At 69.1% G+C, this 18,620-nt stretch carries 15 protein-coding genes; 8 read left to right on the top strand and 7 right to left on the bottom strand.

The window, feature by feature from the left end:
* Positions 1 to 5: 5 nt before the first annotated feature.
* The 3 genes from E5082_RS02495 to E5082_RS02505 are packed head-to-tail and all read left to right on the top strand — an operon-like array spanning position 6 to position 3,225.
* Positions 6 to 986, top strand: a complete 981-nt coding sequence (locus tag E5082_RS02495; protein WP_135789636.1) for an ABC transporter permease — start codon at positions 6 to 8, stop codon at positions 984 to 986.
* A gap of 10 nt (positions 987 to 996) precedes the next feature.
* A complete protein-coding gene (locus E5082_RS02500; protein WP_135789637.1) occupies positions 997 to 2,055 on the top strand; it encodes an ABC transporter ATP-binding protein in 1,059 nt (352 codons plus the stop codon).
* A gap of 45 nt (positions 2,056 to 2,100) precedes the next feature.
* Complete coding sequence (locus tag E5082_RS02505; protein WP_135789638.1) at positions 2,101 to 3,225, top strand: ABC transporter ATP-binding protein; 1,125 nt, start codon at positions 2,101 to 2,103, stop codon at positions 3,223 to 3,225.
* Here E5082_RS02505 and E5082_RS02510 read toward each other — a convergent pair.
* From E5082_RS02510 to E5082_RS02535, 6 genes are all read right to left on the bottom strand, one after another.
* A complete protein-coding gene (locus E5082_RS02510) occupies positions 3,173 to 3,979 on the bottom strand; it encodes a class I SAM-dependent methyltransferase (RefSeq protein WP_135789639.1) in 807 nt (268 codons plus the stop codon). The genes E5082_RS02505 and E5082_RS02510 overlap by 53 nt on opposite strands.
* 108 nt (positions 3,980 to 4,087) lie before the next feature.
* Entirely contained in the window at positions 4,088 to 5,131 is a 1,044-nt protein-coding gene (locus E5082_RS02515; RefSeq protein ID WP_135789640.1) for an ABC transporter ATP-binding protein, read from the bottom strand.
* 26 nt (positions 5,132 to 5,157) lie between these two features.
* Positions 5,158 to 6,195 carry an ABC transporter ATP-binding protein gene (locus E5082_RS02520; RefSeq protein ID WP_135789641.1) on the bottom strand — a complete coding sequence of 346 codons (1,038 nt, stop codon included), beginning with the start codon at positions 6,193 to 6,195 and terminating at the stop codon, positions 5,158 to 5,160.
* Positions 6,196 to 6,247: 52 nt separating this feature from the next.
* Entirely contained in the window at positions 6,248 to 7,228 is a 981-nt protein-coding gene (locus E5082_RS02525; RefSeq protein ID WP_135789642.1) for an ABC transporter permease, read from the bottom strand.
* Positions 7,229 to 7,348: 120 nt separating this feature from the next.
* Positions 7,349 to 9,109: an ABC transporter substrate-binding protein gene (locus E5082_RS02530; RefSeq protein ID WP_135789643.1), complete on the bottom strand. Its 1,761-nt coding sequence runs from the start codon at positions 9,107 to 9,109 to the stop codon at positions 7,349 to 7,351.
* Positions 9,110 to 9,189: 80 nt separating this feature from the next.
* On the bottom strand, positions 9,190 to 10,218 hold the full coding sequence (locus E5082_RS02535; RefSeq protein WP_167513966.1) for an ABC transporter permease: 1,029 nt from the start codon (positions 10,216 to 10,218) through the stop codon (positions 9,190 to 9,192).
* 470 nt (positions 10,219 to 10,688) lie between these two features.
* Here E5082_RS02535 and E5082_RS02540 point away from each other — a divergent pair, with 470 nt between their 5' ends.
* From E5082_RS02540 to E5082_RS02560, 5 genes are read left to right on the top strand one after another with little or no spacing between them, the layout of a single operon-like run.
* Positions 10,689 to 12,311: a peptide ABC transporter substrate-binding protein gene (locus tag E5082_RS02540; protein WP_135789644.1), complete on the top strand. Its 1,623-nt coding sequence runs from the start codon at positions 10,689 to 10,691 to the stop codon at positions 12,309 to 12,311.
* 5 nt (positions 12,312 to 12,316) lie between these two features.
* Entirely contained in the window at positions 12,317 to 13,240 is a 924-nt protein-coding gene (locus tag E5082_RS02545; RefSeq protein WP_135789645.1) for an ABC transporter permease, read from the top strand.
* Positions 13,233 to 14,216, top strand: coding sequence for an ABC transporter permease (locus E5082_RS02550; RefSeq protein ID WP_135789646.1), 984 nt, complete (start codon positions 13,233 to 13,235; stop codon positions 14,214 to 14,216). The genes E5082_RS02545 and E5082_RS02550 overlap by 8 nt, the downstream gene beginning before the upstream one ends.
* A gap of 7 nt (positions 14,217 to 14,223) precedes the next feature.
* Positions 14,224 to 15,207, top strand: coding sequence for an ABC transporter ATP-binding protein (locus tag E5082_RS02555; protein WP_135789647.1), 984 nt, complete (start codon positions 14,224 to 14,226; stop codon positions 15,205 to 15,207).
* Positions 15,191 to 16,255, top strand: a complete 1,065-nt coding sequence (locus E5082_RS02560; protein WP_135789648.1) for an ABC transporter ATP-binding protein — start codon at positions 15,191 to 15,193, stop codon at positions 16,253 to 16,255. The genes E5082_RS02555 and E5082_RS02560 overlap by 17 nt, the downstream gene beginning before the upstream one ends.
* Positions 16,256 to 16,356: 101 nt before the next feature.
* Here the strand turns inward: E5082_RS02560 and E5082_RS02565 are convergent, their stop codons facing one another.
* Positions 16,357 to 18,492 carry a S9 family peptidase gene (locus E5082_RS02565; RefSeq protein WP_135789649.1) on the bottom strand — a complete coding sequence of 712 codons (2,136 nt, stop codon included), beginning with the start codon at positions 18,490 to 18,492 and terminating at the stop codon, positions 16,357 to 16,359.
* Positions 18,493 to 18,620: the final 128 nt, after the last annotated feature.

Below are 18,620 nucleotides of genomic sequence, written 5' to 3' on the forward strand. Positions count from 1 at the left end.
CTGTCATGCTGCGCTTCCTCGTCCGCCGGACCCTCGGTGCCGTCGTCATCCTCTTCCTGCTGAGCATGGTCACATTCGTCCTGTTCTTCGGGGTGCCCCGCGACCCGGCGCTGCTGATGTGCGGCAAGACCTGCAACGCCGACGCCATCGCGAACATCCACCATGTGCTCGGCCTGGACAAGTCCATCCCGGAGCAGTACCTGATCTTCCTGCACAACCTGGTCATGGGCAGCGACAGCTTCGCCCAGGGACCGTGCCCGGCGCCCTGCTTCGGCTACTCGTACCACTCCAACGAGCCGGTCTGGGACACGCTGATCGACCGGCTGCCCACCACCGTCTCGCTGACCATCGGCAGCGCGGTGTTCTTCCTCGTCATCGGCATCGGCGCCGGTCTGGTGGCCGCCTGGCGGCGCGGCACCGTGGTCGACAAGGTCGCGACGGCCGGCGCGATGGTCATCTCCGGGATGCAGATCTACTTCCTCGGCCCGCTGGCCCTGGCGCTGCTCGTGTACCAGACCCACTGGTTCGACAAGCCCGCCTACAACGACTTCACCGCCAACCCCCTGACCTGGTTCTCGGGTCTGCTCATCCCCTGGGTGATCCTCTCCACCATCTTCGCGGCGCAGTACACCCGTATGGCGCGCTCCTCGATGATCGAGCAGCTCCAGGAGGACCACGTCCGCACCGCCCGCGCCAAGGGCATGTCCCGGCGGTACGTGTTCTTCCGGTACGCCTGGCGCGGCTCGCTGATCCCGATCGTCACCATCTTCGGCATCGACCTCGGCTCGCTGCTCGGCGGCGCCATCATCACCGAGTGGACCTTCGGTCTGCCGGGCCTCGGCCAACTGTCCGTGCAGTCCGTGTTCTTCAGCGATCTGCCGCTGCTGCTCGGCGTGATGCTGTTCGCCGCCGCCATGATCCTGCTCTTCAACATCATCGTCGACGCCGCGTACGCCTTCATCGACCCGCGCGTGCGGCTGTCCTAGGAGCACTGTCGTGACCACTTTGACCAAGGAGGCCGGTGTTCCGGCCCCGGCGGGCGACGGTCCGCTGCTGTCCGTGCGCGACCTGCACGTCAGCTTCAAGACCGAGGACGGCGTCGTACGGGCCGTGGACGGGCTCTCCTTCGACCTGGAGCGGGGCAGAACGCTCGGCATCGTGGGGGAGTCGGGCTCGGGCAAGTCGGTCACCAACCTGACCGTCCTCGGCCTGCACAACCCGATGTTCACCACCATCGAGGGCGAGATCCTGCTGGACGGGCAGGAGCTGACGACCGCGCGCGAGTCGGAGATGGAGAAGCTGCGCGGCAACAAGGTCGCCATGATCTTCCAGGACCCGCTGACCGCGCTCTCCCCCTACTACACGGTCGGCCGGCAGATCGCCGAGCCGTACATGAAGCACACCGGCGCCTCCAAGAAGGAGGCGTGGAACCGCGCGGTGGAGATGCTGGGCAAGGTCGGCATCCCCAACCCCAAGGCACGGGCGGGGGAATACCCGCACCAGTTCTCCGGCGGCATGCGCCAGCGCGCGATGATCGCCATGGCCCTGGTCTGCGACCCCGACCTGCTGATCGCGGACGAGCCGACCACCGCGCTCGACGTGACGGTCCAGGCGCAGATCCTCGACCTGCTCAAGGACCTCCAGCAGGAATTCGGCTCGGGCATCATCTTCATCACCCACGACCTCGGGGTGATCGCGGACATGGCCGACGACATCATGGTGATGTACGCGGGCAGCGCGGTGGAGCGCGGCTCGGTCGACTCCGTCCTGCACGCGCCCGAACACCCCTACACCTGGGGCCTGTTGAACTCGATGCCGCGGCTCGACTCCGACCCGTCGATCGCGCTCACCCCCATTCCGGGCTCCCCGCCCTCCCTGCTCAACCCGCCCTCCGGCTGCCGCTTCCACCCCCGCTGCCCCTTCCAGGACCGGGTCGAGGGCAACCGGTGCGTGACCGAGCGCCCGCTGCTCGGCGCGGGGGAGTCGGCGTGCCATCTCACCCCGGCGCAGAAGCGGGACATCTTCGTGGACGAGATCAAGCCCCGGCTGGGTTAGGGCACGATCGACGAGACGCCCCCAAGGGCGCAAAGGAGAACCGTCATGACCAAGGACCTGCTCCTGCCCGCTCCGCGGGACGAGGGCGCCGACGCCGGGGGCGAACCGCTGCTGGAGGTCTCCGGGCTGACCAAGCACTTCCCGGTCAAGGGAGGCTTCCCCATCCGGCGGACCATCGGCGCGGTCCAGGCGGTGGACGGCATCGACCTGTCGGTGCGGGTGGGCGAGAGCTTCGGGCTGGTCGGTGAGTCGGGCTGCGGCAAGTCGACCACGGGCCGGCTGATCACCCGGCTGATGGAGCCGACCGCGGGCACGATCTCCTACCGGGGCAAGGACATCAGCCGGGCCTCGCGCCGGGAGCTGGCGCCGATCCGGTCCGAGATCCAGATGATCTTCCAGGACCCGTACTCCTCCCTCAATCCCCGCCAGACGGTCGGCAAGATCATCTCCGGGCCGATGGAGATCAACGGCATCGAGCCGCCCGGCGGCCGTGAGAAGCGGGTGCGCGAGCTGCTGGAGATCGTCGGTCTCAACCCCGAGCACTTCAACCGCTTCCCGCACGAGTTCTCCGGCGGCCAGCGGCAGCGCATCGGGGTGGCGCGGGCGCTCGCGCTGGAGCCCAAGCTGATCGTGGCCGACGAGCCGGTGTCCGCGCTGGACGTGTCGATCCAGGCCCAGGTGGTGAACCTGCTGCAGAAGGTGCAGCGGGAACTCGGCATCGCGTTCCTGTTCATCGCGCACGACCTGGCCATCGTGCGGCACTTCTCGCAGCGCGTCGCGGTGATGTACCTCGGCAAGATCATCGAGGTGGGCGACCGGGACTCCATCTACACCCGCCCCCGGCACCCCTACACCCACGCTCTGCTCTCCGCCGTGCCCGAGGTGAGCGTGGCGGGCGAACAGGCCCCTGCCCGCGAGCGCATCCGGCTCGCCGGTGACGTGCCCTCCCCGATCGACCCGCCCTCGGGCTGCCGCTTCCGCACCCGGTGCTGGAAGGCGCAGGACAAGTGCGCGACCGAGGAGCCGCCGCTGGTCCAGCTCTCCGGGAACCGGGCCGGTCACCTGACGGCCTGCCACTTCCCGGAGGAGCCGACGACCGAGGCCCGCGAGGAGGACATCATCCTGGACCCGGCGCTCGCGGCGCTGGAGGAGGACACCTCCAAGGACTAGAGGGTGTTTCCCCCTGGTGCGCCCCTTCGGCGATGGTGATGATCTCCGGCGAGGCCGGGCCCAGCGGACTCCGGTCCCAGTCGCCGTAGCGGGCCACCGTCCGCAGCCCGGCCTCGGCGAGGAAGCGGTCCAGCTCGCCGGGGCCGAGGAAGCGGAGGGTGTTGCGGCCGACCCTCGGGGCCGGCCAGCTCTCGCACGTGTAGGTCTCGGTGAATTCGACTCGACCGCCCGCCGGGCCGTGCGTCACCTCGTGGTGGACCCGGATCCCGGCACCGTCCGGGCCGGTGATGGTGCGTACCCGGTCCGGGGTCCAGCGCTCCCACGGGCGGACCTCGGGGTTGCGCGTCTCGAAGACGAAGCGGCCGCCCTCCGCCAGCGCCTCCCGCACCGCGCCCAGGCACTGCCGTACGTCCTCGTCCCGGACCAACTGCTGGAAGGCGTGCCCGGTCATCACCGCGAGCGCGAATTCGCCCTTCCACGGGCGGCTGCGGGTGTCACCGAGGACCCACTCGATGTCCCGGGTGCCTTCCCGGGCACGCACCAGCATCGCGGCGGCCGGGTCGAGTCCGGTCAGCCGTCCGGGGTGCCCCTCGGCGCGGGCCCGGCGGAGCAACTGGCCGGTGCCGCAGCCGATGTCCAGCACCGAGTCCGCCGCGCGGATCAGGCCGAGGTGGAAGTCGTCGCCCGGACCCCAGGGGTTGAGGGTGTCGTAATGGGCGGCGATCGAGAGGTCGTTGAACGGGTGGGTCGACACCGTGGCAGTCTCACATGGCCGTCGGAGCGCCCGTCGGCGCCGGGGAAGGGTTCCGGCCAGGACGTGAAAAGGCCCGCGTCCGGGTGGACGCGGGCCTTCAGAGGTGTGTCAGACCGCTTCCTGGGGGGTCTTGGAGAGGCCGGTGACCGGGATGATCTCCTGCGTCTCCGGATAGTGGCAGGCCGTGAGGTGGCCGGCCTTGTTGCCCTCGGCCTGCGCGAGCGGCGGGGCCTCGGTCGCGCACTTCTCCGTCGCCTTCCAGCACCGGGTGCGGAAGCGGCAGCCCGACGGCGGGTCGATGGGCGAGGGCACGTCCCCGACCAGGCGGATGCGCTCGCGCGGGGTGTCGTCCACCGTGGCCTCCGGGACGGCGGAGAGCAGGGCGCGGGTGTAGGGGTGGCGCGGGTTGTTGTAGAGGTCGTCGCGGTCGCCGATCTCCACGATCTTGCCGAGGTACATCACCGCGACGCGCTGCGAGAAGTGCCGCACGATGGCGAGGTCGTGGGCGATGAACACGAAGGCGATGCCGAGTTCGCGCTGCACCTTCTGCAGCAGGTTGACGACCTGGGCCTGGATGGAGACGTCCAGCGCGGAGACCGGCTCGTCGGCCACGATCAGCTTCGGGTTCAGGGCCAGCGCCCGCGCCACCCCGATGCGCTGCCGCTGGCCGCCGGAGAACTCGTGCGGGAAGCGGTTGAAGTGCTCGGGGTTGAGACCGACGATCTCCAGCAGCTCCCGCACCCGCTTCTCACGGCCGCCGGGCGGCTCGATGCCGTTGATCTCCATCGGCCCGGCGATGATCTTGCCGACCGTGTGCCGCGGGTTCAGCGAGGCGTACGGGTCCTGGAAGATCATCTGGATCTCGGACCGGATCGGCGCGAGGGCCTTGCGGCCGGCGTGCGTGATGTCCTGGCCCCGGTAGGAGATCGTGCCCGCGGTCGGCTCCATCAGCCGGGTGATCAGCCGGCCGGTGGTGGACTTGCCGCAGCCGGACTCGCCGACCAGACCCAGGCTCTCGCCCTCGGCGACCTGGAAGTCCAGCCCGTCCACGGCCTGGACCGCGCCGACGGTGCGCCGGATCGGGAAGCCGCCCTTGATCGGGAAGTGCTTGGTCAGCCCGGAGACGTCCAGGAGGGGAGTGGTGTCGCTCATGGTGGTGAAATCCCGTCTCGTGTACGTCAGATGGCCTTGCTGGCGGCAAGGTCGGCGAGGAACTCACGGCGCTGGCCGTCGGAAAGGTGGCAGGCGTTGCCGCGGCCGTCCTCGATCTGGAGCAGCGGGCGCTCGGTGGCGCACCGGTTGCCCTCCACCTCGGACGCGAAGGCGCAGCGCGGGTGGAAACGGCAGCCGGTGGGCGGGTTCAGCAGCGAGGGCGGGGAACCCGGGATCGGGTTGAGCGGCACGTCGACCGGGCCGTCCAGGCTCGGCATGGAACCGAGCAGACCCCAGGTGTAGGGGTGCTGCGGGGAGCGCAGCACCTCCTCCTTCGGGCCGCGCTCCACGCAGCGGCCGCCGTACATCACCAGCACGTCGTCGGCGATGTCCGCGATGACGCCCAGGTCGTGGGTGATGAAGATGATCGAGGTGCCGAACTCCTGCTGGAGGTCCTTGAGCAGGTCCATGATCTGGGCCTGCACGGTGACGTCCAGCGCGGTGGTCGGCTCGTCCGCGATCAGGAGCTTCGGGTCGCAGACCAGGGCCATGGCGATCATCGCGCGCTGGCGCATACCGCCGGAGAACTCGTGCGGGTAGTTGTCGACCCGGCGGTCCGGCTGCGGGATGCCGACCCGGCGCAGCATCTCGATCGCCCGCTCCCGCGCCGCCTTCTTCGAGGCGCCGGTGTGCTTGCGGTAGACCTCGCCGATCTGGGTCCCGATGGTGTGGTACGGCGACAGCGAGGCCAGGGCGTCCTGGAAGATCATCGCCATCTTGTTGCCGCGGAGCTTCTCCAGCGTGCGGTCGGACGCGCCGTTCAGCTCGTCGCCGTCCAGCTCGATGGAGCCCTCGATCGTGGTGGTGTCCGGGTTGTGCAGCCCGAGGATGGTCAGGTTCGTGACGGACTTGCCGGAGCCCGACTCCCCCACGATGCCGAGCGTCCTGCCGCGAGCGAGGTCGAAGGAGAGGCCGTCGACGGCCTTGACGGTGCCGTCCTCGGTCGAGAAGTGCACCTTCAGGTCCTTGATGGACAGGAAGGGCTGCGAATCGGTGCTCGTCACGGGGACGCTCCAGGAGGGGTGATGCGGGGGAAGCTGGCGGGGGCGGGCGGGGTCAGGCGAGCCGGATGCGCGGGTCGATCATCGCGTAGACCGCGTCGACGACGATGTTGGCGAGCACCACGAAGGAGGCGGTGATCACCATGACGCCGAGCAGCATCGGCAGGTCGTTGGTGAACACGGACTTCACCGCCAGCATGCCGAGGCCCTGGAGACTGAAGGTCTTCTCGGTGATCATCGCGCCACCGAGCAGTACACCCATGTCGATGCCGAAGATGGTGACGATCGGGCCCATCGCGCCGCGCCAGGCGAAGCGGAAGAAGACGTTGCGACGGGACATGCCCTTGGCGCGGGCGGTGCGGACGTAGTCCTCGCTCAGCGTCTCGACGAGCTGTGAGCGGGTCATACGCGTGTAGTTGGCGGTCCAGATCAGCGCCAGCACCAGCCAGGGAACCAGCAGTCCCGTGAACCACGCGCCCGGGTTGTCCGTGAAGGGCGTGTACGAGGGCTGCGAGAGGATGTGCGACTGGTACACGAGCAGGTACAGCGCGACCGGGCCGACGAAGTAGATCTGCATGGACGAGGCGACCAGCGAGGCCGAACTGGCGAACTTGTCCAGCATCTTGCCCTGCTTCACCGCGGCGAGCATGCCGGCGCCGATGCCGAAGAGCAGGAAGACGACCGAGGAGCCGAGGGCGAGGGAGGCCGTGGTGGGGAAGCGGTCCAGGATGGTGGCGAGGACCGGTTCGCGGTTGACGAACGAGTAGCCGAGGCAGGGTGCGTCGCAGTGGCCAAAGCCGGCGTAGTCGCGGCCCACGAAGATGGCCGACAGCCAGTGCCAGTACTGGACCGGCATCGGGTCCGAGATTCCCATGTTGTGCCGGATGACCTCCAGGGTCTCCGGCGTGCACACCTTGCCGCAGGCCAGCCGGGCCGGGTCGCGCGGTACCGCGTAGAAGAGCATGAACGTGACCGCGCTGATGATCACCAGTGTGATCACGGCGCCGAGAAGTCGGCGAACGAGGAAGCGAAGCATGGGGGTTGGCTTTCCTGGGAGGGCCGTCGTGCGGATCGGACCGGGTCGGGCTGACCGGGGCCCGGTGGACGAGCCGAGGGTGGGGCGGCGGTCGGCCGCCCCACCTTCAGGGGTGGATCACTACTTGACGAACATCTTGTAGAGCATGCAGCCGTCGAAGTTCGGGTCCATCTTCACGTTGCCGAGCTTCGAGCCGTGGATGTACAGGCGCTTCATGTACACGTCCGGGATGAAGGCGCCCAGCTCGGTGACCTGCTTGTCCAGGGCGGCCCACATGGCGTTGGCCTTGGTCTGGTCCGGCTCCGCGGTGGCGGCCTTGATGGCGGCGTCCACGTCGGGGTTCTTCAGGTGGCAGTAGTTGGTGCCCTGGTCCACCACGTTGTGGCTGTCGAACAGCGGCTGGAAGACCGAGTAGCCGGTCGGCCAGTCCGCGGACCAGCCGCCCCAGTAGATGTCGTAGCCGTTGTCCAGCTTGCCGATCTGGTCGTACCAGGTGGTGGAGTCGATGCCCTTGGAGACGACGTCGAAGCCGGCCGCCTTCAGGGCGTTCTCGATGACGACCTTCACCTTGGCGTTGACCGGGTCGTTCATGTACGCGTAGACGACCTTGGTGCCGAGCTTGCCGGCCTTCTTCAGGACCGCCTTGGCGGCCGCCGGGTCGCCCGAGGGGTTCTTCAGCTTGCCCCACACGTCCTGCGACTCGTAACCGGCGACGAGCGGGCTCATGATGCCGGTCGCGTAGTCACCACGGTGCGTGCCGCCCTGGAGCTGGCGGATGCCGGCCGTCGGCCAGGCGCGGATGATGGCCTCGCGGACCTTGATGTCGGTGACGCGGGTCTGGTTGATCCAGTAGACGCTGGAGCCGCTGCTCAGGTCCTCGAACAGCCGGTCCTTGGCCTTGACGGTCGCCTGCTGGACGCGGTCCTGCGGGACGGTGCGCCAGGACACGGCGTACTGGTCCTTGCCGGAGTCGGCGATCAGACGGTCCGCGGCGGTCTGCGCCTCGATGCCGAAGGTGAAGTCGAACTCGTCCGGGTAGGCGTTGCGGATCGGGTCGGTGGCCGCGTCCCAGTGCTCGTTGCGGACCAGGACCATCGACTTGTCCGTGACATGGGACTTGATCTTGTAGGGGCCGTTGGAGAACGGCTTCTTGTCGTAGTCCTGCTTCTTGTCGTGCTTCACCGGGGTCGGCGCGTACGACTGCATCGCCACCACGTAGTTGAAGTCCGGACGCGCCTCGGAGAGGTGGAACGTGATGGACTTGCCACTGGTCTCGATCGACTTCAGGTGCTTGCCCTTGAACGGGCCCGAGTACGACTTGCGGTACTCCTGGGAGCCCGTCAGCCAGGTCTGGGCGTAGACGGCGCCTTCGGTGATGAAGCTGGCGAAGGCACGCTCGAAGCCGTGGCGGACGTCGTCGACGGTGACGTCGGAGCCGTCCTCCCACTTGATCCCGTCCTTCAGCGTGAAGGTCCAGGTCTTGCCGCCGTCCTTCATGGTGCCCGTGTCGGTGGCGAGGTCGCCGACCAGGGTCATCGCGCCGTCGTCACCGATCTTGTAACCGGTGAGCGTGCGGGAGAGGACGACGACGGCGAGCGAGTTCCACGCGTAGTAGACGCGCTGCGGGTCGAGGTGCGAGAAGTCGTCGTCGTTCAGCAGGTAGACCGTGCCGCCCTTCTTGGCGCCGGAGACCTCCGGCGCCGGGCCCTTGGAGTCCTCCGCCGTGCCGATCTTGACCGTGCTGGCGTGGGCCTTGGCAGCTTCCTGCTGGCCGGCCTTCCCCGCGCTGCTCGTGTTACCGCTGCTGCACGCGGTGAGCACCGAGCCCGATGCGGCGGCAACACCGGTGGCTATCAGGAAGTTTCTGCGGGAGAAGGACATCGCATCCTGCCTTGAAGTGGGTTGATGAGAGAGAAGCGGCACCGCGGCGCGCTTGCCGAGGCCCTGGAAATGAGCCGGCGTCAGCGCTTGGTCTTCGGGTCGAGCGCGTCGCGCACCGAGTCACCGAGAAGGTTGAACGCCAGGACGAAGAGCACCATCGTCACGCCGGGGAACAGCAGGAACGTGAAGTCGTCCTGGTAGAACTGGGCGGCGTAGCCGATCATGATGCCCCAGTCGGGGGTCGGGTCCTGGATGCCGACACCGAGGTAGGCGAGGCCCGCTTCCGTGGTGACCATCGCCGGGAGCAGCAAGGTGCCCTGGATGAGGATGGGCGTCCAGAGGTTGGGCAGCAGCTCCTTGAAGATGATGCGCGCCGGAGAGGCACCGGTGACCTTCGCGGCCTCCACGAACTCGCGTTCCCGCAGGGCCAGCACCTGACCGCGCAGCAGCCGGGCTATGGAGGCCCAGCCGAAGATGGTCAGCAGGAGGATGAGGCAGACCACGACCAGCCAGGTCGGCGTGTTCTCGTTGTCCGCCACGAAGAGGGCCAGGACCACCGGAGTGAAGGCGACGAAGAAGAGCTGCTGCGGGAAGGCGAGCAGGATGTCGATGACCCGGCCGAGGAGCCAGTCCGTCTTGCCGCCGATGTAACCCGCGCTGATGCCGATGATCACGCCGGCGACCATGGTGAGCACCGTGATCGCGACGGAGATCAGCAGGGAGTTGCGGATCGCGTAGAGCAGGAACGTGAAGACGTCGCGGCCGAGCTGCGGGTCGATACCGAACCAGAACTCTCCGTCGATGCCGCCGTTGGGCTTCGCCGGGAATCCGTTGTCCCCCAGCAGGCCAGGGGTGTTGAGGCCGTACGTGGTGTACGGGTCCTTGCCGTAGAGGCTGGAGATGAGCGGAGCGGCCAGGCTGATCACGAAGAAGAAGATGACGATGACGGCCGAGGCGACACCGACACGGTCCCGCTTGAACCGCAGCCAGGCCAGTTGTCCGGGAGACCTGCTCTCGGGACCCTTCGCGTCAGGAGAAGCGTTCGACTTCTCGACGGGAACGTCGGTCACCTCAAGCGCGGCAGCCGCCGATGGAGTGGGGGTGGTCATTGGTGCTCCTGGCCCAAGGGAGGGTCTGAGGACTCCGCAGGGCGCTCCCCTACGGGCTACGCCGGACTTTTTCAACGCAATTCATTCAAGGTCAATAAATTCTCGGTCGACTTGGTCCTGTCTTTACCTTCTTTACCTCTGCATGATGCATCCGTAGCTACGCGTGTAGCGCGACCGTAACCAATCCGTGCTTCACTTGGGGTATTTCGGGCAAATCAACCAATGGGTTCGATATCCGGACGGCGAGGTATCGAAATGCGTACATCGACGCGTCACGATCCAACGTTTCGGCAACGTTGCGCGGCGATCCGTTGCGCCTTGTCCGCAAGATCACCGAGAGCGTGCCGGACCTGCCTGCATATGGCTGACGTGTCCCCCCAAACGCCGGGCAATCGGGCGGCGGGCATGCGGGATGTGCCGGGCGGGCCGATATTGACCGGTAACGGTGAGGTGATCCCTGAGGAGGCAGCATGCGCGGATTCACGCACGCCAGATGGCTGACCGGCGCCGCCGCGGTGATGCTCGTGGTCACCGGGTGCGGCGGCGGAGCGAGCGGGACGGCGGACGGCGGGATGCTCACCTCCTCCTGGGGCGACCCGCAGAACCCGCTGGAGCCGTCCAACACCAACGAGGTGCAGGGCGGCAAGGTGCTCGACATGGTCTTCCGGGGCCTGAAGCGGTACGACCCGAAGACCGGCGAGGCCCGGAACATGCTGGCCCGGTCGATCGAGACCACCGACTCCCGGCACTACACCGTGAAGCTCAAGGAGGGCTGGACCTTCTCCAACGGCGAGAAGGTCACCGCCCGCTCTTTCACCGACGCCTGGAACTACGGTGCGAGCCTGAAGAACAAGCAGAAGAACGCGTACTTCTTCGGCTACATCGAGGGCTACGACCAGGTGCACCCCGAGATGGGGAGCCAGCACGCGGACACCCTCTCCGGGCTCAAGGTGGTCGACGACCACACCTTCACCGTCACCCTGAACCAGAAGTTCTCCGGCTTCCCCGACACCCTCGGCTACGCCGCCTTCGCCCCGCTGCCCCGCGCCTTCTTCACCGACCACGCCGCCTGGCTGAAGACCCCGGTCGGCAACGGCCCGTACGCCATCGAGTCCTACACCAAGGGCTCCCAGATGACCCTGCGGAAGTGGAACGGCTACCCGGGCCGGGACAAGGCGCTCAACGACGGCGTGATCCTCAAGGTCTACACCGACAGCAACACCGCCTACACCGACCTGATGGCCGGCAACCTCGACCTCGCCGACGACATCCCCGCCGCCCAGCTCAAGAACGTGAAGACCGACCTCGGCGAGCGGTACATCAACACCCCGGCCGGCATCATCCAGACCCTCGCCTTCCCGTACTACGACGAGCGCTGGAACCGGCCCGGCATGGAGAAGGTCCGCACGGGACTCTCCATGGCCATCAACCGGGAACAGATCACCAAGACCATCTTCCGGCGCACCCGCACGCCCGCCACCGACTGGACCTCACCCGTCCTCGGCACCGACGGCGGCTTCAAGGCGGGCCTGTGCGGACGTGCCTGTACCTACGACCCGGCGGCCGCCAAGCGGCTGGTGCGCCAGGGCGGCGGCATCCCCGGCGGCTCCCTGAAGCTCACCTACAACGCGGACGCCGGCTCGCACCGGGAGTGGGTCGACGCGGTCTGCAACTCCATCAACCACGCCCTCGGCGACGACAACGCCTGCGTGGGCAATCCGGTCGGCACCTTCGCCGACTTCCGCAACCAGATGGGGCAGCACAAGATGAGCGGTCCCTTCCGGGCGGGCTGGCAGATGGACTACCCCCTCATCCAGAACTTCCTCCAGCCGCTCTACTTCACCGGCGCCTCCTCCAACGACGGCCAGTGGTCCAACTCCGAGTTCGACGAGCTGGTGGACCGGGCCAACGCCGAGACCGACCCGGCCAAGTCGGTCGCCACCTTCCAGCAGGCCGAGGAGGTCGTCCGGGACAACATGGCCGCCATCCCGCTCTGGTACCAGAACGGCAACGCGGGTTACTCCCAGCGGCTCACCGGCGTGCAGCTCAACCCGTTCAGCGTGCCGGTGTACAACGAGATCAAGGTGAGCTGAGCGTCATGGGACGCTACGTCGTCCGGCGACTGCTCCAGATGGTGCCGGTGTTCGTCGGGGCCACCCTGCTGATCTTCCTGATGGTCAATGTGATGGGCGACCCCATCGCGGGGCTGTGCGGGGAGCGGCAGTGCGACGCGGCCACCGCCGCCCAGCTCCGCAGCGAGTTCGGCCTCGACCAGCCGCTCTGGCAGCAGTACGCGACCTACATGGGGAACGTCTTCACCGGCGACTTCGGCACCGCGTTCAACGGACAGCCCGTCACCGAGCTGATGGCGGCCGCCTTTCCCGTCACCGTCCGGCTGACCATCGTGGCCATCCTCTTCGAACTCGTCGTCGGCATCAGCCTCGGTGTGCTCACCGGACTGAGCCGGGGCCGGCCCGTCGACACTGGGGTGCTGCTGCTCACCCTCGTGGTGATCTCCGTGCCGACCTTCGTCACCGGGCTCGTGCTCCAACTGCTGCTCGGCGTGGAGTGGGGGTGGATCAAGCCGTCCGTCTCGCCGGAGGCGCCGTACGGCGAGCTGATCGTGCCGGGGCTGGTGCTGGCCTCGGTCTCGCTCGCCTACGTCACCCGGCTGACCCGTACCTCCATCGCGGAGAACCGGCGCTCGGACTACGTCCGTACCGCCGTCGCGAAGGGGCTGCCCCGGCGCCGGGTCATCGTCCGGCACCTGCTGCGGACCTCGCTGATCCCGGTCGTCACCTTCATCGGCACCGACATCGGGGCACTGATGGGCGGCGCGATCGTCACCGAGCGGATCTTCAACATCCACGGCGTCGGCTTCCAGCTCTACCAGGGCATCCTCCGGCAGAACACCCAGACGGTGGTCGGCTTCGTCACCGTGCTGGTGCTGGTCTTCCTGGTCGCCAACCTGGTGGTGGACCTGCTCTACGCGGTACTCGACCCGAGGATTCGTTATGCCTGAGCCGTCGTCGCGGGACTCGCGGGGGGCCGTCGCCGGGACCGGCATGGGCGGGACCATGGACCTCGCGGCCGGCGAGGCCGCCACGCTGGAGCGGGTGCCGGGCGGACCGGCAAGCACCGGGCCCGACAGCAGACCGCGCTCGCTGTGGTCCGACGCCTGGCGGGACCTCAGGCGCAACCCGGTCTTCCTGCTCTCCGCGCTCGTCATCCTCTTCCTGGTCCTCATCTCCGTCTGGCCCTCGGCCATCACCTCCGGCAACCCCCTCGACTGCGACCTCGCCAAGGCCCAGGACGGCTCCTCGCCCGGCCACCCCTTCGGCTTCGACGGGCAGGGCTGCGACGTCTACACCCGGACCGTCTACGGCGCCCGGACGTCGGTCACGGTGGGCGTGTGCGCCACGCTCGGGGTGGCGGTGCTCGGGTCGGTGCTCGGGGGGCTCGCCGGGTTCTTCGGCGGGGCCTGGGACGCGGTGCTGTCCCGGATCACCGACGTCTTCTTCGCCATCCCGGTCGTCCTCGGCGGCCTGGTGCTGCTCTCGGTGGTCACCAGCAACACCGTCTGGCCGGTGATCGGCTTCATGGTGCTGCTCGGCTGGCCGCAGATCTCCCGGATCGCCCGCGGCTCCGTCATCACCGCCCGGCAGAACGACTACGTACAGGCCGCCCGCGCGCTGGGCGCCTCGCCCGCCCGGCTGCTGCTGCGGCACATCGCGCCCAACGCGGTCGCCCCCGTCATCGTCGTGGCCACCATCGCGCTCGGCACCTACATCTCGCTGGAGGCCACCCTGTCCTACCTCGGCGTCGGCCTGAAGCCGCCCAGCGTGTCCTGGGGCATCGACATCTCCGCCGCCTCCCCCTACATCCGCAACGCCCCGCACGCCCTGCTCTGGCCCTCCGGGGCGCTGGCGATCACCGTCCTGGCCTTCATCATGCTCGGCGACGCGGTACGCGACGCCCTCGACCCGAAGCTGAGGTGACGGCGCCATGCTGCTCGAAGTGCGCGACCTGCACGTGGAGTTCCGCACCCGCGACGGCGTCGCCAAGGCCGTCAACGGGGTGTCGTACGGGGTCGGCGCGGGCGAGACGCTCGCCGTGCTCGGGGAGTCCGGGTCCGGGAAGTCGGTGACCGCGCAGGCCGTGATGGGCATCCTCGACATGCCGCCCGCCCGGATCACCGGTGGCCGGATCCTCTTCCAGGGCCGCGACCTGCTTAACCTGAAGGAGGAGGAGCGGCGGCGGATCAGGGGCGCCGGAATGGCGATGATCTTCCAGGACGCGCTCTCCGCCCTCAACCCCGTGCTCTCCGTCGGCGACCAGCTCGGCGAGATGTTCACGGTGCACCGGGGGATGTCCCGCAAGGACGCCCGCAAGCGGGCCGTCGAGCTGATGGACCGGGTGCGCATCCCCGGCGCGGCCCAGCGGGTGCGGGACTATCCGCACCAGTTCTCCGGCGGCATGCGCCAGCGGATCATGATCGCCATGGCGATCGCGCTGGAACCCGCGCTCGTCATCGCCGACGAACCCACCACCGCGCTCGACGTCACCGTCCAGGCCCAGGTGATGGAGCTCCTCGCGGAGCTGCGCCGGGAGTACGACATGGGGCTGGTCCTCATCACCCACGACCTCGGCGTCGTCGCGGACGTGGCCGACCGGATCGCGGTGATGTACGCGGGCCGGATCGTGGAGTCGGCGCCCGTGCACGACATCTACAAGGCACCGGCCCATCCCTACACCCGCGGCCTGCTCGACTCCATCCCCCGCCTCGACCACAAGGGGCGGGAGCTGTACGCCATCCGCGGTCTGCCGCCCAGCCTCACCCGCATCCCGCCCGGATGCGCCTTCCACCCGCGCTGCGCGATGGCGCGGGACGTCTGCCGCACGGACGAGCCCCCGCTGTACCCGGCCGGGCCGGACCGGGTGAGCGCCTGCCACTTCTGGAGGGAGTGCCTCGATGGCCGCGACGGCTGAACCCGTGCTGGAGGCCCGCGGCCTGGTCAAGCACTACCCGCTGACCCGCGGCATCGTGCTGCGCAAGCAGATCGGCGCGGTGAAGGCCGTCGACGGGGTCGGCTTCAGCCTCGGCCGGGGCGAGACCCTCGGCATCGTGGGCGAGTCGGGGTGCGGCAAGTCCACGGTGGCCAAGCTGCTCTGCCATCTGGAGCGGCCCACCGCGGGCGAGATCCGCTTCCGGGGTGAGGACATCACCGGCGCGTCCGGGCGCCGGCTGAAGGAGGTGCGCCGGAACATCCAGATGGTGTTCCAGGACCCGTACACCTCGCTCAATCCCCGGATGACGGTGGGGGACATCGTCGGGGAGCCGTACGAGATCCATCCCGAGGTCGCGCCCAAGGGCGAACGGCGGCGCCGGGTGCAGGAGTTGCTGGAGGTCGTGGGGCTCGACCCGGAGTTCCTGGGCCGCTATCCGCACCAGTTCTCCGGCGGCCAGCGGCAGCGGATCGGCATCGCGAGGGCGCTGGCGCTGCGCCCCGAGGTGATCGTCGCGGACGAGCCGGTGTCCGCGCTGGACGTGTCGGTGCAGGCACAGGTGATCAACCTCTTGGAGCGGCTCCAGGCGGAGTTCGGGCTGAGTTACGTGTTCATCGCGCACGACCTGTCGATCGTGCGGCACATCTCGGACCGGGTCGCGGTGATGTACCTCGGCCGGATCATGGAGACCGGCACGGACGCGGAGATCTACGAGCACCCCACGCACCCCTACACCCAGGCGCTGCTGTCGGCGGTGCCGGTGCCCGATCCGGAGGCGCGGACGCGCCGGGAGCGGATCATCCTGAGCGGTGACGTGCCGTCCCCGACCGCGATCCCCTCCGGGTGCCGGTTCCGTACCCGGTGCTGGAAGGCCCAGGAGCGGTGCGCGCGGGAGGTGCCGGAGCTGGCGGTGCCGGAGGAGTTCCGGGCGGCCGGGGGGCGGGTCGCGCATCCGTCGGCGTGTCTGTTCGCGGCGGAGCGGCGGGTCGTGCCGGGGGCCATGGAGGGACACGGCAACGGGCCGGGATGACATGGCGCATCCCGGCCCGTCTCACGGCACCCGCACGGCCGTACGCGCATCAGCCTCGCGGGTGCGTATATCGGAGCGGCTTCGGCGAAGTTGCCTGTGCGTTAACGCCGTCCGGGCTGGTCCAGGGCGCGCTTGAGGAAGTCGACCTGGAGGAGGAGCAGGTTCTCCGCGACCTGCTCCTGCGGAGTCATGTGGGTGACGCCGGACAGCGGGAGCACCTCGTGCGGACGGCCGGCGGCCAGCAGGGCGGAGGAGAGCCGGAGGGTGTGCGCGGCCACCACATTGTCGTCGGCCAGACCATGGATGATCATCATGGGCCGGTGCGGTTGGGCGGGGTCGGCGAGGCCCTCGTCGGTGATCAGGGAGTTGCGGGCGTAGCTCTCCGGGTCCGCCTTCGGGTCGCCCAGGTAGCGCTCGGTGTAGTGGGTGTCGTACAGCCGCCAGTCGGTGACCGGAGCGCCCACGACGCCCGCGTGGAAGACGTCCGGGCGGCGCAGGACGGCCAGCGCGGAGAGGTAACCGCCGTACGACCAGCCCCGGATGGCGACGCGGTCGAGGTCGAGCGGGTAGCGCTTGGCGAGGTCGTGCAGGGCGTCGATCTGGTCGTCGAGGGTAACCGTGAAGTCCCGGTGGATCGACTTCTCCCACTCGGGGGAGCGGCCGGGTGTGCCCCGGCCGTCCGCGACGATCACCGCGAAGCCCTGGTCGGCGAACCACTGCGAGGTCAGATGGGCGTTGTGGGCGGCGACGACCCGCTGGCCGTGCGGGCCCCCGTAGGGGTCGAGCAGGACGGGCAGGGGAGTGTCATCGGGGTAGTCCGATGGCATAAGCACGGCGCACGGAATTCGTCGTGCGCCCCCCTCGGTCAGGGTCACGCGGGGGGACAAACCGGGGTCTTCGGCGTACGAGCGGACACCGAGCGCCGATTTCCCGTCACGCAGCACCTGGACGCGGGCGCCGGGACTGTCCAGGGTCGCGGAGACCAGGACGGTGACGTCACCAGAGCGCACCGCCGAGTGGACACCGGGCTCCCGCGACACGCGCTCCACGCCCGCTTCGCCGACCCGGTACACATGGATCTCGCCGGTCTCGGGGTCCTCGGCCGCCTCTCCGGCGGAGGCCGAGACCAGTACGTCCTCCGACGACACGTCGAGCACCGCGCGGATGTGCAACTCCGGTCCGGTCAGCGGGCGTTCGCCCACGGTCAGGACCCGCGCGCCGTCCTCGTCCGCGATGCGGACGAGCTGTCCGGAGGGGGTCCAGGCGGGCACCCCGGCGAAAAGATCCAGCCATGTTGGATCTTCGTCGGCGTGCAGCGTCCGGGTCTCGCCGGAGTCCGGGTCGAGGGTGAGGACGAGGGTGCTCCGCTGGTCCCGCGACTGCACCTGGAGAAGGGGTGCACCCGCCTGTGACCAGTGCACTCGCGCCAGATAGGGGAAACGTTCGCGGTCCCAGCGGACCTCGGTGCGGGCGCCGTCCAGGCCGATGACGAACAGGGTCACCGCCGCGTTGGCGGTGCCCGCGGCCGGGTAGCGCACGTGGTGTGGCTCACGGTCCGGGTGTGACGTGTCCGCGATCCACCAGCGCCGCACCGGCGTGTCGTCCACCCGCGCCACCAGCAGCCGGTCCGACTCCGGGGACCACCAGAAGCCCCGCGTACGGTCCATCTCCTCGGCCGCGATGAACTCCGCGAGGCCGTACGTCACTTCGTCGCTCTCGGGGGTGGCCAGCGGCCGGTCGTCCGCTCCCTCGGCGCCGACGACGCGCAGCTCGCCTCCGGCGACGTACGCGACGCGGGTGCCGTCGGGGGACGGGCGGGGGTCGATCACCGGGCCGGGGACGCGGAGTTCACGGGCGGTGCCGGCGCGCAGTTCGGCCGTGAACAGCCGCCCGGACAAGGCGAAAGACGCCATTTCGGCAGCGGTGTCGGTGGCGTACCCGACGATGCCCGCGCCGCCCTCGCGGCTGCGTTCGCGGCGGGCGCGTTCCTCGGGGGACAGCTCCTCGTCGGCACCCGCGAGCAGGGCGCGGGGGTCGGCGGCGAGGCGTTCGGTGCCGTCCGCGGTGTCCAGTACCCACAGGGAGTTGGCGCGGTCCGTGCCGGAGCCGGAGCGCAGGAACGCGACACGGGAGCCGTCGGGGGCCACGGTGAACGCGCGCGGCGCGCCGAGCGAGAAGCGCTGGGTCCGGGCGTGTCGGCGGGGGAAGGAGTCGGTGCCGGCTGTCTGGGTCGTCATGGCCCGACCATATTGGCCATGCGCCCCCTTGTGCGGCCGTGCGCCGAGCGATGCGCGAGCACACATAGTTATGATCACTGTCGCTGCGTGGGTATGAACCTGGCGGCGTCCGCGTGGACTTGGCTCTC

The organism is Streptomyces griseoluteus (assembly GCF_004784465.1).
Taxonomy (GTDB): domain Bacteria; phylum Actinomycetota; class Actinomycetes; order Streptomycetales; family Streptomycetaceae; genus Streptomyces; species Streptomyces griseoluteus.